This window comes from Micromonospora sp. DT53 (assembly GCF_049841535.1).
GTDB lineage: Bacteria > Actinomycetota > Actinomycetes > Mycobacteriales > Micromonosporaceae > Micromonospora.
Map to the genome: position 1 here is coordinate 490836 of NZ_JBNCKM010000002.1, position 22923 is coordinate 513758.

Consider the following 22923-nt stretch of genomic DNA (forward strand, 5'->3'; position numbering starts at 1 on the left):
TCCCCAGCGGCTGTCAGCCTCCGTGCGGGTACGACCTAACGGAGGAAGTCCTTGACACTCAGAAGAGCATTCACCGCGCTCACCGCAGCCGGTGTCGCCGCCGCCAGCCTGACCGGGGCCACCCCCGCGTCGGCCGGCGCGCACCACCACCCAGGCCTGTCGCTCGCCTTCGACCGGGTCGCCACGTACCCGGTGTTCCAGAACCGTCCGGCCGGCGAGGATCCGACGACCGCGACGGTCGCCGAGATCTCCGCGGTCAGCGAGGACGGTCGCACCCTGATCCACACCGACGCGTTGGCCCGGCGCATCGGCTTCCTGGACATCTCCCGTGCCGACCGGCCGCGCGGCCTCGGCACGCTCTCCCTGGCCCAGCTCGGCAACGCCGAGGACGAGCCGACCTCGGTCGCCGTGGTCGGCAGGTACGTGCTGGTGGTGGTGAACACCAGCGCCAGCTACACCGAGCCGTCGGGCCGACTCGACGTGATCGAGCTGGCCAGTCGCGAGCGGGTGGCCAGCTTCGATCTCGCCGGTCAGCCCGACTCCATCGCGATCAGCAAGGACAAGCGGTACGCCGCGATCGCCATCGAGAACGAGCGCGACGAGGAGGCCACCCCACCCGGCGGCGAGGAGGGCGACCTGCCCCAGGCGCCCGCCGGTTTCGTGCAGATCGTCGACCTGGCCGGGAAGGCACCGGCCGGTTGGCGGCTGCGGCCGGTCGCGCTGACCGGGGCCGACGGCAGCGCGCTGCCCGCGCTGGCGCAGGCCGGCCTCGCCGCGCCGACCGACCCCGAGCCGGAGTACGTCTCGATCAACAGCCGCAACCAGTTGGCCGTGACGCTTCAGGAGAACAACGGCGTCGCCCTGATCGACCTGCCCACCGGCCGGATCACCAAGGTGTTCAGCGCCGGCACCGCCACGGTCAGCGGCATCGACACCAAGAAGGACGGTGTCATCGACCTGACCGGCAGCATCACCGACGTGCCGCGCGAGCCGGACGCGGTGGCCTGGGTCGACGACCGCTATCTCGCCACGGCCAACGAGGGCGACTGGCACGGCGGCACCCGTGGCTGGTCGGTCTTCGACAGCCGCAGCGGACGCGTGGCCTGGGACGCCGGCAACACCTTCGAGCGGCTCGCCGTCACGTACGGGCTGCACAACGAGGACCGGGCCGCCAAGAAGGGCACCGAGCCGGAGGGCGTGGCCGTCGCCGAGTACGACGGCGTCCGGTATGCCTTCGTCGGTTCGGAGCGGAGCAACTTCGTCGCCGTCTACGACCTGGGCGACCCCGCCCGTCCGGTCTTTCGGCAGGTCCTGCCGACCACCAACGGGCCGGAGGGGCTGCTTCCCATCCCGTCGCGCGGGCTGCTCGCGGTCTCCAGTGAGGAGGACGACGCTTCGGTGAACGTTCGGGCCTCGGTGTCGCTCTTCCAGCTCGGCAAGGGCACCCCTGCGTTCCCGAGCATCGTCTCCGGCACCGACCGGGCCGGCACCCCGACCGGTTGGGGCGCACTCGGCGCGCTGAGCGCCGTCCCGGGCAAGCGGGACCAGCTCTACAGCGTCACCGACGCGGCGTACGGCCAGACCCGCATCCTCACCATCGACGCGAAGCGGATGCCGGCCGTGATCACCGGTGCGCTGCCGGTGCGGGACGCGACAGGCGCTCCGGTCGGGTACGACGCGGAGGGCATCTTCGCCCGTCCGCAGGGCGGCTTCTGGCTCGCTGTGGAGGGCGCCAAGGGCGCGGAGAACAAGCTGGTCCGGCTCGATGCCGCCGGGGTGACCCGGCAGACCGTCGCGCTGCCCGCCGAGGTCGCCGCCGGCCTCGCCAAGCAGGGCCTGGAGGGGGTCACCGCGACCACCGACCGGCAGGGACGGGAGATCGTCTGGGTGGCCGTACAACGGGAGTTGAGCACCGACCCGGCCGGCATCGTCCGGCTCGGCCGGTACGACGTCGCGGCGGGCACCTGGAGTTGGTTCGGATACCAGTTGGGGGCCACCACAGTGCCCGGCGACTGGATGGGCCTCTCCGAGATCACCGTGGTCGGTGACCGGCTCGCGGTCATCGAGCGGGACAAGCTGAACGGCCCGGCCGCCACGGTCAAGCGGATCTACACGGTGCCACTGCCCGGTGCGGCGGCGACCGGTCCGCTGACCGTGCTGCCGAAGACGCTCGCCGTCGACGTGCTGCCCGCGTTGCGCGCCACCAACGGATGGACGCAGGAGAAGCTGGAGGGCCTGACCGTCGCCGGCAACGGCGAGGTGTACGCGATCACCGACAACGACGGGGTCAAGGACGCCACCGGCGAGACGGTGCTGCTGCGCCTCGGTTCCAGCCGCAAGGTCTTCGGCCGCAACTGACCCGACCGCCGCCCCGTGCCCGGCGCTCGCCATCCGAGGCGGGCGTCGGGCCGGTCACGCATCGCGAGCAGGTGCCAGGATGCCACCCCCGTAACACACCCTTTGCTCTGCTTCAACGGCGCCGAACCCTCCGGGCACTGACCGTCACCACGAGCACGCTGATTTCTGTCGTCAGCGTGTCGGCAGTTCCGGGCCACCGTCGAGCAGCGGGGCGAGCAGGTCGTCGTACTCCTCGACCCGGACCAGCACCTCGGCGGCGCTGAACTGGCGGACGGCAGGTCTCCGGCCGCGCGCGCCGGCCTCGACCTCGGCCCAGGTCAGCGGCGTCGACACCGACGGCACCGACTGGGCCCGCAGCGAGTACGGCGCCACTGTGGTCTTCGCCGCGTTGTTCTGACTCCAGTCGATGAAGACCTTGCCCGGCCGGAGGTTCTTCGCCATCTTCGACACGATCAGCTTCGGGTGCGCCTTCTCCAACTCCTGCGCGATCCGCCGGGCGTAGTCGGAGACGAGATCGGACGACTGGGTGCCGGCGATCGGGCAGCAGAGCTGCATGCCCTTCTTGCCGGAGGTCTTCGGGTACGACTCGATGCCGTCGTCGGCGAGCCGGTCGCGCATCAGGACCGCCACCGGGCAACACTCGGCGAGCCCGGCCGGCGGCCCCGGGTCCAGGTCGACGACCATCATGTCCGGGTCCTCGCCGACCTTCCACTGCGGCGTGTGCAGTTCCAACGCGGCCAGGTTGGCCAGCCAGACCAGGGTGGGCAGGTCGTCGGCGACCACGTAGTCGATGGTCTCCCGGCCCTTCGTCGACCCGGGAGCGGGCAGATTCTCCACCCGCACCCAGTCCGGGGTCGCGGCCGGCTTGTTCTTCTCGAAGAACGACTTGTCGTCCACCCCGTTGGGAAAGCGGATCCGGGTGACCGGTCGGTCCCGCAGGTGCGGCAGCAGCACCGGGGAGATCCGGGTGTAGTAGTCGATCACCTCACCCTTTGTGAACCCGGCCGCCGGGTAGAGCACTTTGTCCAGGTTGGACAGCTCCAGCGCACGGCCCTCGACGTCCACCCGTAGCCGCTCAGTCGGCATCGTCGACCTCCTCCGGAGGCTTGTCCGGGCGCAACCGCAGCACCCGGGGGAAGCGCAGCCGACCGTCGGGGGTGCGCTGACCGTACTTCACCTCCACCACCACCAGGGGTTCTACCCAGATGGCACCCCGCGCATCCTCGCGCGGCACACTCGGTGCGAACGGCGACACGCCGGAGCGCAGCGGCTCCAGCTCGGCGAGGAGTTGCCGCTCGATGGCCGCGCCGATCCCGCCGCCGACCCGACCCCGGTAGATCAGCCGACCGTCCGGGCCGGGCACCCCGACCAGCAGCCCGCCGATCCGGCGCGCGCCCGGTCGCCAACCGCCGATGACGAAGTCGCCGGTCACCTCCAGCTTGACCTTCACCCAGTCCGGCGAGCGCACCCCCGGGCGGTAGACGGCCCCGACCCGCTTGGCCATCACACCCTCCAGGCCGTGCTCCCCCGCCGCCTCGTAGGTCGCCGGCCCGTCGGTGAACATCGGCGGCACCGCCCACCGGAGGCCACCGAGCGCGAGCGCGTCCAGCGCCTCCCGCCGGCGCTCGAACGGCCAGCCGGTCAGGTCGTCGCCGTTCAACCGGAGCAGGTCGAAGATCATGTACGTCACCGGCATGACCGCCGCCAACCGGGCCGCCTTGTTCCGGTCCCGGACGTGCATCCGCTCGGCCAGCGCGGTGAACGACGGCTGCCCGCCCTGGCCGAGCAGCACCACCTCGCCGTCGAGCAGCGCGTCGTCGACCTGCTCGGGCAGGGTGGCCAGTTCCGGGTACGCGGCGGTGATCTCCACGCCGGAGCGGGCATACAGGTGCTGACCACCGCCGGAGATGTCGGCGAGCGCGCGGACCCCGTCCCACTTGAACTCGTAGGCCCAGCCGTCACCCGCCGGGAGTGGCCCGGTCATCGCGAGCATCGGCTTGAGCGGCGCTCCGGGCACGACCCGACTGTAGTAGCAGCCCGAACACCTCGCGTCAGGTTCTTTCGGATGCGAGCATGGTCGATACCGGGGAAGGGAGCGCAGGATGCGTGCCATCTGGAAGGGAGCCGTGTCGTTCGGGCTCGTCTCGATCGGGGTGAAGCTCTACTCCGCCACCGAGGAGAAGGACATTCGGTTCCACCAGGTGCACCGCGAGGACGGCGGTCGGATCCGCTACAAGCGCACCTGCTCGATCTGCGGCGAGGAGGTCACCTACGACGACATCGCCAAGGGCTACGACATCGGCGGCGGCGAGATGGTGATCCTCACCGACGAAGACTTCGCCGACCTGCCGCTGACCAGCTCCCGTGCCATCGACGTGCTGGAGTTCGTGCCGGCCGAGCAGGTCGACCCGATCCTCTACAACAAGGCGTACTTCCTCGAGCCGGAGGGCGCGGCAACCAAGCCGTACGTGCTGCTGCGCGACGCGCTGATCGACTCGGAGCGGGTGGCCATCGTCAAGGTGGCGCTGCGCCAGCGCGAACAGCTCGCCACGTTGCGGGTCCGCGAGGGTGTGCTGCTGCTCAACACCATGCTCTGGCCGGACGAGATCCGTACCCCGGACTTCGGCTTCCTCGACGAGGACCTCAAGGTGCGCCCGCCGGAGCTGGCCATGGCCAGCTCACTTATCGATTCGATGACCGGCGAGTTCGAGCCGGACGTCTTCACCGACGACTACCGGGCCGCGTTGCAGGAGGTCATCGACGCCAAGGTGGAGGGTCGGGAGGTCGTCCAGCCGGAGGAGGTCGAGGAGGCCCCGGCCGCGGCGGTGGACCTGATGGCGGCGTTGAAGGCCTCGGTGGAGCGCGCCAAGGCGGCTCGCGGCGAGCAGCCGGCCCGCAGTGGTGGCGGTGGTGGCGGCGAGCCGACGCCCATCTCGTCGGCGCGGTCGGCGCAGAAGGCGGCCGAGAAGAAGGCTGCCAAGGCACCGGCGAAGAAGACAGCGGCGAAGAAGACCGCCGAGAAGAAGACGGCCGAGCCGGCGAAGAAGACAGCCGCCAAGAAGACCCCGGCGAAGAAGGCGGAGCCGGCGAAGAAGGCAGCCGCGCGCAAGACCGCACCGCGCAAGAGCGCCTGACCGTACGGCAGCGGCGGCGGTGTCCGCCGGGCCGGGTAGGCTCCGCCGGCCGCTGGCGACCGGAGGAGCCCCCATGCCGTACACCCCTGACCTGGACCGGTTGTTGACGCCCGGCGCCCGCTTCACCGACGAGCACGGCGGCTACCTGATCGAGGTTCACCCGGTGGGCGACATCGTGTTGCCGACCGGCCGCGTGGTCGGGTGTGACCCGCTGGTGTGCCCGGAGGCGGAGCCGTTCACGGTGACCGTGCCGCCGGGGCGGCATCCCGCCCGCGCCTGGGTCGCGGTGGTGCTCCGGGAGGACTCCGAGGTGGACCGCCGGGTCGCCGCGCTGGAGCTGGTCGTCTCCACCGAGCCGACGATCCGCTGGGAACCGGCGGTCGCGGGCGATCAGGACGTCGCCACGCTCGGCGCGGACGACTACTTCGGGTACGGGGTGGACGCCGGCGCCGGCACCCTCGCCGACCCGACAGCGCTCAGTGTCCTGGAGGGCTGGGACTACGACCGGGTCGAGCAGGTCTTCATCCCCGACCAGCTGCCCTCGTCCCCGGTCCCGGGGCTGATCAACGCTGTCCTGGACGAGGCGAGCGGTGCCAACGTCGTCACCGTGACCACCGGTTGGGGCGACGGCTGCTACGGCACCTGGATCGGCCGTGCCGTCGACGGGCGGGTCACCTCGTTCGTGACCGACTTCATGGTCGTCCCGGAATAACCGCCCGGGAAAGCCCCGGAACTGTCGCGCTGGGCGATCCGAGACGTCCGCGGCCGGCACGGCAGGCCGCGGTGCGGGTACCGTGTGCGTCGGCTTTCCCCCCGGCACCGGGTGCCGGCCACACTTCGCAGCAGGGAGTCGACGACGTGAGCGAGCGGACGCAGCAGACGGGCCCGGACCAGAGCCCGGCAACCAAGTCGGGGCGCCGCCTGGCCGCCCAGTTGGCAGAGAAGAAGGCCGCCGACGCGAGGCGCAAGCGCAACGCGTGGGCCAGTGGCCTCGCCGCCGTCGCCGTGGTCGGGGTGTTGATCGGCGTTTTCGTGACGATCGGCGGGGGCGACGACAAGCCCAAGACGCAGGCCGACGCGACCCCGTCCGCCTCCGCCCCGGCCCCTGACGAGGCCGGCGCGCCGCCCGCTCCGCAGCTGCCCGAGGGCGCCGACCCGGCGCTGGGCAGCAAGCCGACTGTGGCGCCGGGCACGGGCGAGCTCAAGAAGCTCACGGTCACCCCGCTGATCAAGGGCAAGGGCCCGGCCGTGCAGAAGGGCCAGAACATCACCACCAACTACGTGGGGGTGTTCTACAAGGACGGCAAGGAGTTCGACTCCTCCTGGAAGGCCGGGCAGCCGGCGACCTTCCCGATCGGCGTCGGCCAGGTCATCCCGGGCTGGGATCAGGGCCTGGTCGGTGTGACAGTGGGCAGCCGGGTGCAGCTCGACATCCCGGGCGAGCTGGGGTATGGCAACGACGAGGCCGCCGCCGGTGGGCGTCCGACCGGCCCGCTGCGCTTCGTGGTGGACGTGCTCGCCGCCCAGTGACCTGTCCGGGTCGTCCCGGTTGCCGCCGGGTCGCGATGGAGTTGTTCACATGGGGCTTCCGGCCCGTCACCCAGCGGCAGTAGGTTCGGCGTCACCCCGGGCGGTTCGCCGCCCGGGGTGAGCATCGGAACCGGGACGCGGAGGTGCATGTGACGGCGCTGGACGAGCCTGGGCGGACCGCCCGGTCGATGTGGGCGTACTTCGAGCCGGTGCACGCGGTCACCTACCTCCACCCCCGGGCCCGCGCCGCGTACGAGGCGGTCGGGCTGCGCGGCTACTGGCGTGGTTACTTCGCCGGCCGGGCCGCGCCGCTGGGAGCCACCGAGGCGGCCCCGGTGATCGCCGCCTTCTTCACCTTCGCGCCGCCGATGGTGGCCCGCGCGCTGCCGGCGGTGTGGCGGTTGGCCACCCCGCAGGAGGCGTTGCGCGCCCGCCTGACCGGAGCCGTGCAGGCGCTCGCCGAGCTGACCTACGAGCTGCCCGAGTCGCACCTGGCGGAGGCCGCCGACCTGCTGGAGCGGGCCGCCTCGGCCGCGCAGTTCGCCGGCCGGGTGCTCGGCGCGGTCAACGCGGCGCTCCCGGTCGGGGAGTACCCGCTGGCACGGCTCTGGCAGGCCGCCACCACGCTGCGCGAACACCGGGGGGACGGGCACGTGGCGGCGCTGGTGGCTGCCGGGCTGGACCCGGTGGAGACGCTGGCCGGGCGGGTCGCGCTCGACGGTTCGTCGCCGCAGTACCTGCTCGGCCGGGGCTGGTCCGAGGAGCAGTGGCACGCCGCCCGCCAACGGCTCACCCAGCGGGGCTGGTTGACCGAGGACGGCGGGGCCACCGAACATGCCCGGGCCGAGTTCCAGGCCATCGAGGACGCCACCGACCGGGCCGCCGCGCACCCGTGGCGGGCGCTCGGCTCGCAGGACACGGACCGGCTGCGAGAGCTGCTGGAACCGATCGCCCGGTCCGGCCACACCCTGCTCCCCGAGGACAGCCCGCTCGGCCTGCCCGCGCTGCCCGGCTGACCGGGCGCCCACCCGTCGGGCAGGATGGGCCCGTGACGGATGCTGTGGTGTTCGACCTGGACGGCGTGATCGTGGATTCCGAGCCGGTGTGGGAGGAGGTCCGCCGGGCGTACGTGGCGGCGCACGGCGGGACGTGGCAGCCGGACACGCAACGCCGACTGATGGGGATGAGCACCGGCGAGTGGGCCCACTACCTCAGCGGAGAGCTGGGCGTCGGCCGCACCGCCGAGCAGGTCGCCGTCGAGGTGGTCGAGGAGATGACCCGACGCTACCGGGACCACGTACCCCTCATCGACGGCGCCGACCAGGTCGTACGCCGGCTGGCCGCGCGGTGGCCACTCGGGTTGGCCAGTTCGTCGCCGACCCGGCTGATCGAGGCGGCGTTGGCGGCGACCGGCCTGACCGACGCGTTCGGCGCGACTCTCTCCACCGAGCAGACCGAGCGGGGCAAGCCCGCGCCGGACGTGTACCTGAGCGTGGCGCAGCGCCTCGGCGTCGACCCGACCCGCTGTGTGGCCGTGGAGGACTCGTCCAACGGGGTGCGCTCCGCGGCGGCGGCGGGGATGCGGGTGGTGGCGGTTCCGCACGGCTCGTACCCGCTCGATCCGGATGCCGCCGGGCTGGCCGTGGTGACGCTGAAGGCGATCGGTGAGCTGACCCCCGAGCTGGTGGACGAGCTGGGTTGACCCGTGCCGAGCGGGGTAGAGACCACGAATGAAGGCCATCGTGTACGAGCGCAACGGCGACCCTTCGGTGCTTGATCTGGTCGACCGGCCGGTGCCGGAGCCGGGTGCGGGCGAGGTCCTGGTGCGGATGGCGGTCGCGGGGGTGAACCCGACCGACTGGAAGTCCCGCCGCAACTCCGCCCCGAACGGGTGGCAGATTCCCGGGCAGGACGGCGCGGGGGTGGTCGAGGCGGTCGGCGAGGGTGTCGACCCCGACCTGATCGGTGAGCGGGTGTGGGTCTGGGAGTCCGCCTGGCAGCGACAGTGGGGCACGACTGCGGAATACACGCTGGTGCCGGTCCGGCAGGCGGTACGCCTCGGCCCCGCTCCGTTCGAGCTGGGCGCGGCCCTGGGCATCCCGTTCCTCACCGCGCACCGCTGTCTGACCGCTGGCGAGTTCATGCCGGACACGCTGCGGGCCGGCGCGCTCGCGGATCACACAGTGCTGGTGCAGGGCGGCGCGGGCGCGGTCGGCAACGCCGCGATCCAGCTCGCCCGTTGGGCCGACGCCACGGTGATCGCGACGGTGAGCAGCGCGGAGAAGGCGCAGCTCGCGGCGTCGGCCGGCGCCTCCTTTGTGATCAACTATCGGGAGCAGGACGTGGTCGAGGAGGTCCACAAGATCGTCCCCGACGGGGTTCATACGGTCGTTGAGGTCTCCCCCGCCCGCAACGCCTCGATCGATGTGCAGGTGCTGCGGCACGGCGGCGCGGTCTGCATGTACGCCGACAACGGCGGCGACGAGGTGAGCATCCCGATCCGGGCGATGATGGCGCCGAACGCCCGTTGGCAGTTCGTGCTTGTCTACACGGAGCCGAAGGCGGCCAAGGCGCAGGGCGTGAAGGACGTGGCGGCGGCGGCCAGCCAGGGTGGCATCCGGGTCGGTGCGGACGCCGGCCTGCCGCTGCACTACTACCCCTTGGCCGAGGCGGCCGCGGCGCACCAGGCGGTGGAGGACTCGGCAGTGGGCAAGGTGCTCATCACCACCAGCGACGCCTGATCGGGTCGCTGACCGCCTGATTTCCCCATCAGCAGGACAGAAGCGAATAACTTTCGCAACAATGACGATGTGCGGGTCACCCCGCGTGGAGCGGGCGGCCCCGGCGCGGTGCGAACGCCGGGGCCGCCCCTGGGGAGGGTTGTTGTTCCGCCCAATAGGCGACGGGGCTCAGGAAAACGTTACGGGGCGGTCAGCTCCCGGACGGTCAGCTCGCCCCCGGCGTACCGCGAACGGACGACCTTCTTGTCGAACTTGCCCACGCTCGTCTTCGGCACCGTGTCGATGAACGCCCAGCGCTCGGGCAGCTGCCAGCGCGCCACCGACCCGGCCAGGAAGTCCCGCAACTCCTCGGCGGTCACCGCAGCGCCCTCCCGGAGCACCACGGTGGCCAGCGGACGTTCGTCCCACCGCTCGTCCGGGACACCCACCACACACGCCTCCAGCACCGCCGGGTGGGCCATCAGCCCGTTCTCCAGCTCCACCGACGAAATCCACTCACCGCCGGACTTGATCACGTCCTTGGCGCGGTCGGTCAGCGTGATGTACCCGTCCGGCGAGAGGGTGCCCACGTCGCCGGTACGCAGCCAGCCGTCGCGGAACTTCTCCTCGTCCGGAGCGTCGTCACCGACGTACCGGGCGGTCACCCACGGCCCACGGACCTCCAACTCGCCCACGGCCTTGCCATCGGCGGGCATCGGGTCGCCCGACGGGCCGACGATCCGCGCCTGCACGCCCGCCGGCACCCGCCCCTGGGTGTAGCGGTAGCGCCACGCCTGCTCACCTGTCACGCCGGCGGGCGGACGCGAGACCGACCCCAGCGGGGACATCTCGGTCATGCCCCAGGCATGGATGACGTCGATTCCGTGCCGCTCGTCGAACGCGTGCATCAGCGCCGGTGGGCACGCCGAGCCGCCGACGATCACCTCACCGAGCGAGGAGGTGTCCACGTCGTGGGTGTCCAGGTAGGCCAACAGATCGGTCCAGATGGTCGGCACCGCGCCGGCCAGGGTGGGCCGCTCGGCGGCGATCATCTCGGCGATCGGCGCGGCCTGGAGGAACCGGTCCGGCATGATCAGCGACGCGCCGGAGAGGAAGGCCGCGTACGGCAGACCCCACGACATGGCGTGGAACATCGGCACGATGGCCAACTCGCGGTCGGTCGGCCCGAGACCGAAACCCTCAGGCATGCAGACCTGCAACGAGTGCAGATAGATCGACCGGTGCGAGTAGGCCACGCCCTTCGGGTTGCCGGTGGTGCCCGAGGTGTAGCAGAGCGCCGCGGCGTCACGCTCGTCGACCTCGGGCCAGTCGTACGTGTCGGGCCGGTCGGCGAGCAACGCGTCCCAGTGGTGCACCGTGATCCGGTCGCCGACGGCCGCCACCAGCGGCGCCGGGTCGCCACCGCCGACCACCACGACGTGCCGCACCGTGGTCAGCTCACCGATCACCCGGGCCAGCAGCGGGATGAGCGTGCTGTCGACGAGGACCACCCGGTCCTCGGCGTGGTTGGCGATGTAGACGACCTGGTCGGGGAAGAGCCGGATGTTGAGCGTGTGCAGCACCGCGCCCATGCTCGGCACCGCGAAGTAGGCGACCAGGTGCTCGTTGTTGTTCCACATGAAGGTGGCGACCCGCTCGTCGCCGGTCACCCCACACTCGTCGCGCAGCGCGTGTGCCAGCCGGGCGGCGGCACGGCCCACCTCGGCGTACGTCATCCGGCGGGGCTCGGCGCCCGTCCAGGTGACCACCTCGGCCGTGCCGTGCACCCCTGCGCCGTGGTCGAGGATCCGGGAGATCTGCAGGGGGGCGTCCATCATCGTGCTACGCATGGGTAACAAGCTAGTGTCGCCGGTCACACGTTGGGAACCCCCGTAAGTTGTCGCAGGTGAGCATCTCCTGGGCCGACTCGTACGTGGGGCAGTTGCGCGCGCTCGCCGGGGACCGGACGCTGATGTTCGTCGGCGCCCGTGCCGTGGTCAACGACGACGCCGGACGCGTTCTGCTGATCAAACGCTCGGACAACGGCCAGTGGGCCATGCCGGCCGGCGCGATGGAGCTGGGCGAGTCGATCGCCGACTGCGCGGTGCGCGAGGTCCGTGAGGAGACCGGGCTGCGCGCGTTGCGGGTCTGCGCGTTCGCCCTCTACACCGGCCCGGACCGGACGAGCACCAACATGTACGGCCACACGTACCAGGTGTTCACGACCGCGTTCAAGGTGGAGGAGTGGGACGGGCAGTTGGCCCGGGTCACCGACGAGACCACCGACGCCGGCTTCTTCGCCCGCGACCGGTTCCCCACCCCACTGTCCACCTCGGTCATCGAGACCCTGGCCGACCTGGACGTCTTCGAGCAGACCAACCGGCTCATCCTCAAGTAGGGCGGCCCCGGGGCCACCGACCCCGGGGCCGTGCCTCACTGCGGCAGGCGGAGCCCGGCGAAGAACCCTTCCTGGATCCAGTTCGGGTACGCGACGGGCAGCTTGGTGACCTCGTCCAGCTCGGTGAGGTCCTCCGCGGTCAGCGTGAGGTCCGAGGCGGCGATGTTGTCGACCAGCTGCTCCTCCTTGCGGGCACCGACGATCACGCTGGTCACGGCCGGCCGGGACAGCAGCCAGGCGACCGCCACCCGGGCCGGGCTGACCTCGTGCCGCTCGGCGACGCCCTTGAGCACGTCGACCACCCCGAAGGCGTGCTCCGGGTCGAACGGCGTGAAGCTGGCGTAGCCGGGCTGGGCGCTGCGCGCGCCGCTGTCGGCGACGGCGCCGTCCCGGCTGACCTTGCCGGAGAGGAAACCACCGGCGAGCGGGCTCCAGACGGTCAGCCCGACACCCTCGTTGAGCGCCATCGGCACCACGTCGCGTTCCACGTCCCGACCCAGCAGGGAGTAGTACTCCTGCACCGAGACGAACCCGGCCAGCTTTTCCCGGGCGGAGATGCCCAGCGCCTTGGAGATCTGCCAAGCGGCGAAGTTGGCGGCGCCGATGTAGCGCACCTTGCCCTGCCGGACCGCGTCGTCGAGCGCGCGCAGCATCTCCTCCATCGGGGTGATCTGGTCGAAGTTGTGGATCTGGTACAGGTCGATGTGATCGGTGCCCAGCCGGCGCAGGCTGTCCTCCAGGTTCTGCATGATGTGCAGCCGGGACGTGCCGACGTCGTTCGGGCCGGGGCCCGTCCGGGAGTGCACCTTCGTCGCCAGTACGACGTCGCGACGCCGCTTGCCGAGCGCCTTGCCGAGCAGCTCCTCGCTCTCGCCGTCGCCGTAGCCGTCGGCGGTGTCGACGAAGTTGACGCCCGCGTCCAGCGCGGTGTCCACCAGCCGCTGCACCTCGGGCAGCGCCAGCCCACCGAGGGTGCCCCAGAGCGGGTGCCCCTTGCCACCGAAGGTCATCGCGCCGAGCGAGATCTCCGAGACGTACACCCCGGTGTTGCCCAGCAGTCGGTACTTCACGTGTGTCGCTCCTCGTGGTGGTCGGAGGCCGAGGTCGGACCCTCCGTGGTCACTATGTCGGACACTGTGTCCGGCAACGAGCGTACGTCGCCCACCCGGCCCCCGGCCACCTAGGATTCCGGCTATGCCCTCGATCACCCGCCGCCGCCCGCGCAACCCCGACGGACGTGCGGCAGTCGAAGCGCGGGTGCTGGCGGCCACCGAGCGACTCCTGAAGGAGGGGATCCGCTTCACCGACCTCGGCGTGCAGCGGATCGCCGCCGAGGCCGGCGTGGCGCGGTCGACCTTCTACACCCACTTCCGGGACAAGACCGAGCTGCTCATGCGCCTCGCCGGCACCATGCGGGAGAGCTCGTTCGACCGCACCGGCGACTGGGATCCGGGCGGCCCCGGCGATCCGCTCGCACGGCTGACCGAGGTCTTCGCCGACGTGATCCGGATATACCGGACGTACGCCCCGGTGCTGGCCGCGGTCAGCGAGGTCGCCGCGTACGACGAGGCGGTCCGCGAGTACTGGGCGGCCGGGCTGGAGCAGTTCGTGGCCCGCACCGTGGACGCGCTCCGGATCGAGCAGCAGGCCGGGCGTACCCCCGCCGACCTGGACGTGACGGCGGCCAGCCGGCTGATCGTGGTCGGCGGCGACCGTTTCCTGGCCGACCACGTCAGCACCACCCCGGCCGACCCCGAGACCGACGCGGCGGCCGCCCGGGAGTTGGCCGCGACCTGGTGGTACGGCGCCTACCGCCGTCCCGCCTGACCGCCGACGGGCCCGGCCGACACCGACCGCCCCGGAGCGGTCCGGGGCGGTCGGGTCGAGACGCTCAGATCATCGTCTGGGACTTGGCCTCCATGTCGGCGGCGGCCTCCTCCTTGGATTCCCGCGTCAACGGCTTGCCGCCCGGCGCCGGGGCCTCGCCGCCGAGCGGGTCGGCGCCACCGGTGGCGCCCTTCGGGCCGGCACCCCGCAGCTGCGTGTTGGGCAGCGTCAGGGTCACCACCACCGCCACGATCGCGATCAGACCGGCGGTCAGGAAGACCATGTCCAGCGCGTCGACGAAGGCGCCCTGGATGGCCGCGCGCACCGGCCCCGGCAGGGCCAGGATGGTCGCCGGATCGTTGATCGAGATGTTGGTGCCGCCGCTCGCCGCCACGGCGGCCTGCTCCTGCGGCGGAAGCTGCGCGATCGCGCCGGGCAACCGGTCGGCGAGCCCGCCGGTCAGCCGGGACGAGAGCACCGTGCCGAGGATCGCCACCCCGAACGAACCGCCCAGCGACCGGAAGAAGGTCGCCGAGGAGGTGCCAGCCCCCAGGTCACGTACGGAGACCGCGTTCTGCACCGCCAGGATCAGCGACTGCATGCACAGGCCCAGCCCGACGCCGATCACCACCATGAACCCGAACGCGACCCAGAGGGAGGTGGCCACCTCCAGCTGGGTGAAGAGGAACATGCCGACCAGCAGGGTCACCGAGCCGGCCACCGGGAACCACTTGTAGCGGCCGATCCGGGTCATCGCACGGCCGGTCAGGATCGAGGTGATGATGATGCCGGCCATCATCGGCAGCATCAGCAGACCACTGCGGGTCGGCGAGGCGCCCTTCACGATCTGCAGGTACAGCGGAATGAAGATGATCGAACCGAACATCACCAGACCGATGATGAGCAGGGCCGAGTTGGCCAGCGCGAAGGTCGCGCTCCGGAACAGCCGCAGCGGCAGGATCGGCTCGGCCACCCGGGCCTCCTGAAGGACGAAGAGCACCCCCAACACCGCGCCGACCACGAAGAGCGTGATGATCACGCCGGAGCCCCAGGCGTACTCGTTGCCACCCCAGCTCAACGCGAGCAGCAGGGAACTCACCCCGGCCACCAGCAGGCCGGCGCCGAGCCAGTCGATCGAGTGGTCCCGACGTTCGAACGGGATCAGCCGCATCACGTGGTAGCAGACGACGATGGCCAGGATCGCCAGCGGCACGTTGATGTAGAAGATCCACCGCCAGTCGGTCTCCGCAAAGTAACCGCCCACCAGCGGCCCGGCGACCGACGAGATCCCGAAGACCGCGCCGAACAGGCCCTGGTAGCGACCACGCTCCCGGGGTGACACCACGTCCGAGATGATGGTGAACGCGAGCGTCAGCAGACCACCGGCGCCGAGGCCCTGGATACCCCGGGTGATGATCAGCTGGGTCATGTTCTGCGACAGCCCGGCCAGCAACGAGCCGACCAGGAACGTGCCGATCGAGAAGAGGAAGACAGGTCGGCGACCATACAGGTCGGCCATCTTGCCGTAGAGCGGCGTCGACGCGGTCGAGGCGAGCAGGTACGCGGTGACCACCCAGGAGTAGTGGTTGATTCCGCCCAGCTCGCCAACGATTGTCGGCAGCGCCGTGCCGACGATGGTCTGGTCGAGTGCGGCCAGCAGCATGCCGGTCATCAGGCCGAACATGAGCAGTCGGATCTGCTGACGGTTCAGCACCGGTGCGTCGGAGGCTTCGGTGGTCATGTGCCCTTCTATCCCGCCACCCGCAAAACATGCGCCAACCCCCAAAAAGAAACCCCCACCGGACCCCCTTGAAAAGCGTTGATCATGAAGTTATTGCCACCGTGCGCGGCGTGTCGTGGCAATAACTTCATGATCAACCGGGGGCGGGTGGGGGTTAGGGGTCAGGAGGTGGTGAAGGTTTTGGTGATTTGTGCGCAGAAGGCGGGGAGGTCGTCGGGCTTGCGGCTGCTGGTCAGGTTGCCGTCCGTCACGCACTCCTCGTCCACCCAGGTGGCGCCGGCGTTGGTCAGGTCGGTACGGAGGGTGGGCCAGGAGGTGATCCGTCGACCGCGCACCACGTCCGCCTCGATGAGCGTCCACGGGCCGTGACAGATCACCCCGACGGGCTTGCCCGCGTCGAAGAACGCCTTCACGAACCGCACCGCGTCCGGGTCGCCCCGCAGGAAGTCCGGGTTCGCCACCCCTCCGGGCAGCACCAGCGCGTCGTATCCGGCGGCGTCGGCCCTGTCGACGGTCACGTCCACGTCGTAGGTCTTGGAGTGGTCCAGGTGGTTGAAGGACTGGATCGAACCGGGCTTCAGCGAGACCAACTCGGCCGTCGCGCCGGCGTTCTCGACCGCCTCGCGCGGCTGGACGTACTCGACCTCCTCGACACCGTCGGCGGCCAGGAAGGCGATCCGCTTGCCCTGCAATGTCGCTGCCATCTCGGTACATCTCCTTTCCGGGGTTACCTCAATCCCCTTCCCGCCGCCGAACGTCCGAAACCGCCTAGCCGGGTCACGAAGGGCACAGCGGTGACGTAGCCGCAGGTCAGGGACCGCTCAGGTTTGTCCGCCAGGCCGCTGGGGACCCGGGGAGGCATGGCAGGAGCAGCAGCGGAACAGCGCCGGCTCGCCACCGTCGTGGAGAGCTGGCTCGGACGCCCAGTCCTGATCGTCGGTGACGCCATGTTGGACGAATGGCGGTTCGCCGACTCCGACCGGCTCTGCCGGGAGGCGCCCGCCCCCGTCCTCACCCTGCGCCGGCGAATCTCCGCCGCCGGTGGGGCCGCGAACACCGCCGTCAACGTCGCCGCCCTCGGCGGCCGGGCGGTGCTGGTGGCACCTGTCGGCGCCGACGTCGCCGGGGACGAACTACACGACTGCCTGGACCGCGCGGGCGTCTGGGACCGCACGGTCAACCAGCCCGGACGGCCAACCCCGGTGAAGCGGCGAATGTTGGCCGGCAACCAGATCCTGCTGCGTGAGGACTCCGGCGACCCGGAGGACGCCCTGGGCCACGACGGCGTCTCCCGACTGCTCACCGCCCTGAGCTGCGCCACCGAGGAGTTGCGCGCCGCAGCCGGTGGGGAGGCACCAACCCTGGTGGTCTGCGACTACGGCCTGGGCGCGCTGCCCGCGCCGGTCCGCGCGTGGCTGGTCGAGAACCGCCAGCGGTACGCCACTGTCGCGCTGGACGCCCATGACCTGGCCGACTGGCGGGGCCTCGCGCCGACCGTGGTCACTCCCAGCTTCGCCGAGGCGACCCGACTGTTGGCCCGCGCGGGCGGTACGACCCGACCGACCGGCGGGACGGAACTGCACCTGGAACACCCGGACGGCGACCCGACCGACGGGCCCTCGGAGATGACACTGGGCGCGGCACCGGGCGCGGTACGCGCCGACGACGACACCGCCTCGGACCCGGCACCGGACCGCCGTCCCGGGCCGGTCGGCGAGCCCACCCCGGGCGAGGGACGGGTGGCTCTCACCGGCGACGGGCTCAGCGTCACCGGCACCGGCGTCACCGTGAACACCCGGGCCGGAGAGGGCGTCGACCGAGCCGTCCTGGCCGAGTCGCGGCTGGCCGAACTGCGTGCGCACACCGGCGCCGACGTGGTCGCGGTGACCCTGGACACCGAGGGCGCGGTGGTCGGTGGCGCCGACGGGGAGCCACGACGCAGCCACAGCACCCCGGTGCCGGCGAGTCACGCCGTGGGCGCCGGCGACGCGTACCTGGCGGCGATGACGTTGGCCCTGGCCGCCGACGCGCCCCTGCCCACCGCCGCCCAACTGGCCCAGCTGGCGGCCACCATCACCGTCTCGGACACCGGCACCTGCGTGTGCCGACGGGACGACCTGCTCGCCGCGCTCGACCAGCCGACCCACACCACGAGCCATCCCGCGCTGGTCGGCGGGGACGAGTTGGACGCGATCGTCGCCGAGTACCGCGAGGCGGGACGGTCGGTGGTCTTCACCAACGGCTGCTTCGACGTGCTGCACCGCGGGCACGTGCGCTACCTGGAGCAGGCCCGCGCGTTGGGCGACCTGCTCATCGTGGCGGTCAACTCGGACGGCAGCGTACGACGACTGAAGGGCCCGGACCGGCCGGTCAACCCGGTCGAGGACCGGGGCGCCCTGCTCGCCGCGCTCGCCTGCGTGGACCACGTGGTGGTGTTCGAGGAGGACTCACCCGCCGCGCTGATCGAGGCGGTCCGACCCGACGTGTACGTCAAGGGCGGCGACTATCCGCCGGAGCTGGTGCCGGAGGCGCCGCTGGTGCGCCGGCTGGGCGGTCAGGTGCGCACCCTGGGGTACGTGCCGGACCGGTCCACCTCCGCGATCATCGAGCGGATCCGGTCGCACAGCCAGGATCCGGCGCCACACCTCAACGACCCGGCGCCACACCTCACCGACCCGTCGCTCAGCTCCCGCACCCAGGCGTCGTGAACCGGCCCCTCGACCTCGGCGCCCCGCAGGAGTTCCGCGCCGACCGGCTGGTAGACGTGCTGATTCCGACCCGGAACCGGCCCGCCGAGCTGGCCGTCACCCTGGGCGGGCTCGCCGCCCAGGACGGCGTACCCGGCTTCGGCGTGGTCGTCAGCGACCAGTCCGATGGGGACCCGGCGTACGCGCACCCCGCCGCGGCCACAATGGTCCGGGCGCTGCGCCAGCGGGGGCACCCCGTGCTGCTGACCCGCAGGCTGCCCCGGCGAGGGTTGGCCGAACACCGCGCGTACCTGCTCGCCGCCTCGGCCGCCCGGTACGTCCTCAGCCTCGACGACGACATCTGGCTGGAACCGGGTGCGCTGCACCGACTGGTCACCGCGATCGGTGAACTGGGCTGCGGGTTCGTCGGCAACGGCGTGCACGGGCTCTCGTACACCGCCGACGTGCGGCCGGAATCGCACGGCCACTACGAGGAGTGGACCGGCCCGCCCACACCGGAGCGGATCCGACCCGGCACCCCGGAGTGGAACCGGGCCCGGATCCACTCGGCCGCCAACCTGCTGCACATCACCGAGCAGTTGGCGCTGCCGCCGGGCGCGTGGCGGGCGTACAAGGTCTCCTGGGTCGGCGGGTGCGTGCTCTACGACCGGGCCAAACTCGTCGACGCCGGTGGCTTCGACTTCTGGCGTCGGGTGCAGGAGAAGCACCAGGGCGAGGACGTGGCCGCGCAGCTCGCCGTGTTGTCCCGCTACGGCGGCGCGGGCATCCTGCCCAGCGGCGCGTACCACCTGGAGTCCCCCACCACTGTCACCGACCGGGACGTGGAGGCGTGGGAGGTCGTCCTCGCCGACGAGGACACCCCACAGCCGGCCTGAACTACCGGGTGAGCAACTCCCGGGCGGCTTCCAGCACCTCGACCACCGGAACGTCGGTGACGAACGAGTCCCGGTGCGGGCAATCACCGTCGCCCGGCCGGTGGGGATAGATGCCAGGTGTGCAGTCGACCCCGCAGACCGGGCAGTGCACCGTCCAGGAGCTGATCGGCCGATGTCGACCCCGCAGCGGACTGGCCCCGTTGATCAGGTTGCCGACCCAGAAGATGCCCACCGTGGGCGCGCCCACCGCCGCCGCCACGTGCAGCGGGCCCGTGTCGTTCGAGACGACCAACGCGCAGTCGGCATAGCAACCCAGCAGCCCGCCGAGGCTGAGCGTGCCCACCTGCGGTCGCACCGGCACCCCGGCCGCCGCGACGACCCGGTCCACCACGTCCTGCTCGGAGGGCGTGCCGGTGACCAGCACCTCGTAGCCGTCCTCGTGCAGCGCACGGGCCACCTCGGCGAAGCGCTCCGCGGGCCAGCGGCGGCGGGTGTCGGTGGCACCCGGATGCAACGCCACCCGGGGGCGGCCCGCCGGGCCGAGCACCCGGGCGGCCTCGGCCCGGTCGGCGTCGGTCACCGCCAGCATCGGCGTGATGGTGGTGGCGGGTGCCCCCACCAACGCCACCACCTCCAGGTAGCGGATCACCTCGTGCTGGTAGTAGACGTAGCGGAGCCAGCGGTCCAGCGGCGGCGCGTCGTCGGCGCGCAGGCCGACGGTCAACCGGGCGCCGAGACGACTCACCAGCGGGTTGGAGTTGGCGCCGCCACCGTGGATCTGCACCGCCAGGTCGAATTGCGCACCGGTGGCAGCGGCCAGGAAGTCGTCCATCGACGACTCCGGCTCGCCCGGGTCCGGCGTACGGATGCCGGGCGTCGCCGGCACCACCAGCACCCGATCCACCGGGCCGGGCCGGTCGCGCCAGAGCTTCGCGTGCCACGGCGCACCGAGCAACACGATCTCCGCCGAGGGGTACGCGCCGCGCAACGCGTCAAGCGCCGGCAGGGCGAAGATGAAATCGCCGAGCGCGTTGGCGCGCAGCACGGCGATCCGCCGCACGTCGGGAAGGCGCTCGGCGGTCGGGCCGAGCACGGAAGGGCTGACCATGCGGCCCGCTACGGCCGGTCGATCTCGCCGGCGGTGTCCGGGCGGTGCAACTCCCGGTCCGCAGCGGGATCGGCAGGCATCGGCGTACCCGTGGAGCGGCCGCCGGAGGGCGGCCCGGTGCGGCCCACGGTGATGGTGCGCGGCGTGGGCCGGGTCGCCCGCGGCAGCCGGACCCGGAGCAGACCATGGTCCATCACCGCGTCGATGGCGTCCGGCTCGACCCGCGACGGCAGGTTGACCCGGTATTCGAAGCCGCGCGTCTCGAAACCGCCGGGGATGCCCTGGTCGGCGTTGACCTCCGCCTCCGAGCGGGCCCGCACGCACAACTCGCGGTCGTCCAACTCGACGGCCACCTCCTCCGGCGCCACCCCGGGCAGCCGAACGACGACCTCCCAGCCGTCCGAGGTCTCGGTCAGCTCGACGTCGGACGCCCCGGCCCGACCGCCGACCAGGCGGCTCAACTCGGCGCGCAGCGACTGCAACTCCCCCATCGGGTCCCAGCCCTGCTGCCGGCCGCCCCGCCACCCCCGGCCGAAGCCACCAAACTGCTGTTCGCTCATCACACCTCTCCGATCCGCTGGGTGGCCGCCGGCGGCCGTAGCGAGCTGGGCGCGTCCAGGCCGGCGTCGCGGTCGACGCCCACACCGAGCCGATCGACCAGCTCACCGCCGAGCCAGGCGCTGATGCCGAGAATCGCCACGGCCACCACCTCGATGGCGACAAGTGCCCCACCGGCGGCCCGGGAATCGGCGTTGAGCCGGACGGCCCACACGGCGGCGAAGAGCAGGATCACCGCGACGTTGGCGCCGGCGTGCAGCAGACCCACCCGCTTGGCGCGGGTGCCTGTCGGAATCGCCAGCAGGTCGAACGAGCCGGCCGCCGCAGCGAGCAGGCCACCGATCAGGCCGACGGTGATGTTCCAGTACGCGACCTCGCCGAGCAGGTCCGGACCACCCACGGTGTCCACCACGTCGAACAGCACAGCCGTGGCCAGCAGCGCGACCGGAAACATGACCAGCATCGGATGGACTGGGTGACCCAGCACCTTGAGTCGGCTCTCCATCTCCCGGCCTCCACTGGTCGGCGTCCTGCGGAACGGTCTCGTGCGGCGAGCGCGTCGGGTGAGGCCGTACCCCCGGCAACCAGGCACAAACCTCGCGCTGGTCACGGCGGCATAGGCTGACGACGGTGGTGCCCACCACCGGGTCAACGGCTGAGGGAGGACAACGTGACGGTGGAGATCACCTCGCACGAGGAGTTACGCGAGTTGCTCGGCGTGCCGCACGCGCGGGCCGCCAACAAGGACCGCACCCGCCTGCACGAGCGGGACCGGGAGTGGCTCGGCGCCTCGCCGTTCTGCCTGCTGGCCACGGCCGGCGCGGACGGCAGCTGCGACGTCTCACCCAAGGGCGACCCGGCCGGCTTCGCCCTGGTGCTGGACGACACGACCATCGCGCTGCCCGAGCGGCCCGGCAACAAGCGGGCCGACGGCTACCGCAACATCCTCGACAACCCGCACGTCGGGATGCTCTTCCTGATCCCCGGGCGGACCGACACGCTACGGATCAACGGACGAGCCCGCCTGGTCAGCGACGCGCCCTGGTTCGACGACATGGTGGTCAAGGGGCACCGGCCGGTGCTCGCCGTGGTGGTGGAGATCGAGCAGATCTTCTACCACTGCGCGAAGGCGTTCCTGCGGTCCGCGCTGTGGCGGCCAGAAACCTGGCAGCCCGAGGCGCTGCCGACCCGGGCACGCCTGATCAAGGAGGTCGAGGCACCGCCGGAGAGCCTCGAAGACCTGGAACGGCACTACGGCCCGGAGTACGCCAAGAAGATCTACGTCTGATCCTGGGCCTCGCCGCGTGACCCGCGTGATGCCGGTCAGGCCGACCAGCCGGCCGGGTTGCCGAACGACTCCCGGGAGATCCCGGAGCCGGTCTCCGGCCACGAACCGAACCGGTCGTTGTGCAGGTGCGCGAAGAAGTAACACATGCCTTCGCAGTCGGCGTCCAGCAGAGCCATCGCGGGGTCGGCGAGGACCGCCTCGTAGTACGCCCGTCCCAGGGCCACGATGAAACCTCGGCAGTAGAGGAAGCCGTCGTCCGACCCGTCGGTCACCTCGTGGATGTCCTCCCGGTCGAGGTCGTGCAGCTTGCGCTCCACCACCCGGTCGAGATCGGTCAACTCCTGCCCCGTGAACTCGACGGTCAGTTGCCCGAGGCGGGCCAGGAAGGCATCAAGCCAGGCGTCGATCGCGTACGACGGGCCAGCATCGTCATCGCCGTGGTCATTGGCGGGGTCACGCTCGACGAGGGCCTGCCGCAGCGCCAAGGGCTCGGCGCCCAACTCGGCCCAGGCCGCCTCGACGAGTGCCCACAGCCGGGCCTCGTCGGCGGGGGTGGGCAGCGTCCCGGGGGCATCGGTGGTCACGGTCACCGGCGGACCATATCGACCACCGCCGACACTTCCTGAATTCGTCGTGCCTCCACATCGACCGGTCGCCGTGTCGCTGCCCTAGCGTTGC

The 22923-nt window shown here is 71.5% G+C and carries 22 protein-coding genes; 12 read left to right on the top strand and 10 right to left on the bottom strand.

All coding sequences use genetic code 11. The features are described from left to right. The first annotated feature begins 51 nt into the window (after window positions 1-51). Window positions 52-2358: an esterase-like activity of phytase family protein gene (locus ACLQ3B_RS08125; RefSeq protein WP_425778805.1), complete on the top strand. Its 2307-nt coding sequence runs from the start codon at window positions 52-54 to the stop codon at window positions 2356-2358. A 171-nt stretch (window positions 2359-2529) separates the two neighbouring features. Here the strand turns inward: ACLQ3B_RS08125 and ligD (ACLQ3B_RS08130) are convergent, their stop codons facing one another. Together ligD (ACLQ3B_RS08130) and ligD (ACLQ3B_RS08135) are read right to left on the bottom strand one after the other, a co-directional pair. Next, complete coding sequence (gene ligD, locus ACLQ3B_RS08130) at window positions 2530-3444, bottom strand: non-homologous end-joining DNA ligase (RefSeq protein ID WP_425778806.1); 915 nt, start codon at window positions 3442-3444, stop codon at window positions 2530-2532. Continuing rightward, window positions 3434-4375 (bottom strand): non-homologous end-joining DNA ligase, encoded by a 942-nt coding sequence (ligD, locus tag ACLQ3B_RS08135; protein WP_425778808.1) that lies wholly within the window; start codon window positions 4373-4375, stop codon window positions 3434-3436. Before ligD (ACLQ3B_RS08135) ends, ligD (ACLQ3B_RS08130) begins: the two co-directional genes overlap by 11 nt. Before the next feature lie 85 nt (window positions 4376-4460). Between ligD (ACLQ3B_RS08135) and ACLQ3B_RS08140 the strand changes: the two genes are divergently transcribed. The 6 genes from ACLQ3B_RS08140 to ACLQ3B_RS08165 all read left to right on the top strand — a co-directional run bounded on the left by ACLQ3B_RS08140 (window position 4461) and on the right by ACLQ3B_RS08165 (window position 9763). Beyond that, the gene (locus ACLQ3B_RS08140) at window positions 4461-5492 is read left to right on the top strand and encodes a Ku protein (RefSeq protein ID WP_425778810.1); all 1032 of its coding nucleotides are present in this window, start codon (window positions 4461-4463) and stop codon (window positions 5490-5492) included. 73 nt (window positions 5493-5565) lie between these two features. After that, the gene (locus ACLQ3B_RS08145; protein WP_425778812.1) at window positions 5566-6204 is read left to right on the top strand and encodes a DUF4241 domain-containing protein; all 639 of its coding nucleotides are present in this window, start codon (window positions 5566-5568) and stop codon (window positions 6202-6204) included. Between the two features lie 146 nt (window positions 6205-6350). Beyond that, on the top strand, window positions 6351-7022 hold the full coding sequence (locus tag ACLQ3B_RS08150; RefSeq protein WP_425778814.1) for an FKBP-type peptidyl-prolyl cis-trans isomerase: 672 nt from the start codon (window positions 6351-6353) through the stop codon (window positions 7020-7022). Window positions 7023-7210: 188 nt separating this feature from the next. Then, window positions 7211-8038, top strand: a complete 828-nt coding sequence (locus ACLQ3B_RS08155) for an SCO6745 family protein (RefSeq protein WP_425779829.1) — start codon at window positions 7211-7213, stop codon at window positions 8036-8038. Window positions 8039-8070: 32 nt separating this feature from the next. Further along, complete coding sequence (locus ACLQ3B_RS08160) at window positions 8071-8724, top strand: HAD family hydrolase (protein ID WP_210821116.1); 654 nt, start codon at window positions 8071-8073, stop codon at window positions 8722-8724. A 28-nt stretch (window positions 8725-8752) separates the two neighbouring features. Next, window positions 8753-9763: an NADPH:quinone reductase gene (locus ACLQ3B_RS08165; RefSeq protein WP_425778816.1), complete on the top strand. Its 1011-nt coding sequence runs from the start codon at window positions 8753-8755 to the stop codon at window positions 9761-9763. 179 nt (window positions 9764-9942) lie between these two features. Here ACLQ3B_RS08165 and ACLQ3B_RS08170 read toward each other — a convergent pair whose 3' ends face one another. Further along, window positions 9943-11577: a fatty acid--CoA ligase gene (locus ACLQ3B_RS08170; RefSeq protein WP_425779830.1), complete on the bottom strand. Its 1635-nt coding sequence runs from the start codon at window positions 11575-11577 to the stop codon at window positions 9943-9945. A gap of 71 nt (window positions 11578-11648) precedes the next feature. On the opposite strand from ACLQ3B_RS08170, the gene ACLQ3B_RS08175 reads away from it, so the two are divergent. Next, window positions 11649-12140 carry an NUDIX domain-containing protein gene (locus ACLQ3B_RS08175; RefSeq protein ID WP_425778818.1) on the top strand — a complete coding sequence of 164 codons (492 nt, stop codon included), beginning with the start codon at window positions 11649-11651 and terminating at the stop codon, window positions 12138-12140. Between the two features lie 35 nt (window positions 12141-12175). Here ACLQ3B_RS08175 and ACLQ3B_RS08180 read toward each other — a convergent pair whose 3' ends face one another. After that, the gene (locus ACLQ3B_RS08180; RefSeq protein WP_425778820.1) at window positions 12176-13210 is read right to left on the bottom strand and encodes an aldo/keto reductase; all 1035 of its coding nucleotides are present in this window, start codon (window positions 13208-13210) and stop codon (window positions 12176-12178) included. Window positions 13211-13334: 124 nt separating this feature from the next. Here ACLQ3B_RS08180 and ACLQ3B_RS08185 point away from each other — a divergent pair, with 124 nt between their 5' ends. Continuing rightward, entirely contained in the window at window positions 13335-13967 is a 633-nt protein-coding gene (locus tag ACLQ3B_RS08185; RefSeq protein ID WP_425778822.1) for a TetR/AcrR family transcriptional regulator, read from the top strand. A 64-nt stretch (window positions 13968-14031) separates the two neighbouring features. Here ACLQ3B_RS08185 and ACLQ3B_RS08190 read toward each other — a convergent pair whose 3' ends face one another. Further along, window positions 14032-15708 (bottom strand): MDR family MFS transporter, encoded by a 1677-nt coding sequence (locus tag ACLQ3B_RS08190; protein WP_425778824.1) that lies wholly within the window; start codon window positions 15706-15708, stop codon window positions 14032-14034. 161 nt (window positions 15709-15869) lie between these two features. Next, window positions 15870-16412, bottom strand: a complete 543-nt coding sequence (locus ACLQ3B_RS08195; protein ID WP_425778826.1) for a type 1 glutamine amidotransferase domain-containing protein — start codon at window positions 16410-16412, stop codon at window positions 15870-15872. A gap of 156 nt (window positions 16413-16568) precedes the next feature. On the opposite strand from ACLQ3B_RS08195, the gene rfaE2 reads away from it, so the two are divergent. After that, entirely contained in the window at window positions 16569-18416 is a 1848-nt protein-coding gene (rfaE2, locus tag ACLQ3B_RS08200; RefSeq protein WP_425778828.1) for a D-glycero-beta-D-manno-heptose 1-phosphate adenylyltransferase, read from the top strand. Further along, window positions 18413-19291, top strand: coding sequence for a glycosyltransferase family 2 protein (locus ACLQ3B_RS08205; RefSeq protein WP_425778830.1), 879 nt, complete (start codon window positions 18413-18415; stop codon window positions 19289-19291). Before rfaE2 ends, ACLQ3B_RS08205 begins: the two co-directional genes overlap by 4 nt. A gap of 1 nt (window position 19292) precedes the next feature. Here ACLQ3B_RS08205 and ACLQ3B_RS08210 read toward each other — a convergent pair whose 3' ends face one another. From ACLQ3B_RS08210 to ACLQ3B_RS08220, 3 genes are read right to left on the bottom strand one after another with little or no spacing between them, the layout of a single operon-like run. Beyond that, complete coding sequence (locus ACLQ3B_RS08210) at window positions 19293-20399, bottom strand: glycosyltransferase family 9 protein (protein WP_425778832.1); 1107 nt, start codon at window positions 20397-20399, stop codon at window positions 19293-19295. A gap of 8 nt (window positions 20400-20407) precedes the next feature. Further along, window positions 20408-20959 carry an Hsp20/alpha crystallin family protein gene (locus ACLQ3B_RS08215; protein WP_425778834.1) on the bottom strand — a complete coding sequence of 184 codons (552 nt, stop codon included), beginning with the start codon at window positions 20957-20959 and terminating at the stop codon, window positions 20408-20410. Then, window positions 20959-21462: a DUF2231 domain-containing protein gene (locus ACLQ3B_RS08220; protein WP_425778836.1), complete on the bottom strand. Its 504-nt coding sequence runs from the start codon at window positions 21460-21462 to the stop codon at window positions 20959-20961. Before ACLQ3B_RS08220 ends, ACLQ3B_RS08215 begins: the two co-directional genes overlap by 1 nt. A gap of 165 nt (window positions 21463-21627) precedes the next feature. Between ACLQ3B_RS08220 and ACLQ3B_RS08225 the strand changes: the two genes are divergently transcribed. After that, window positions 21628-22245 (top strand): pyridoxamine 5'-phosphate oxidase family protein, encoded by a 618-nt coding sequence (locus tag ACLQ3B_RS08225; RefSeq protein ID WP_425778838.1) that lies wholly within the window; start codon window positions 21628-21630, stop codon window positions 22243-22245. A 35-nt stretch (window positions 22246-22280) separates the two neighbouring features. Here ACLQ3B_RS08225 and ACLQ3B_RS08230 read toward each other — a convergent pair whose 3' ends face one another. Next, window positions 22281-22835: a DUF4240 domain-containing protein gene (locus ACLQ3B_RS08230; RefSeq protein WP_425778840.1), complete on the bottom strand. Its 555-nt coding sequence runs from the start codon at window positions 22833-22835 to the stop codon at window positions 22281-22283. Window positions 22836-22923: the final 88 nt, after the last annotated feature.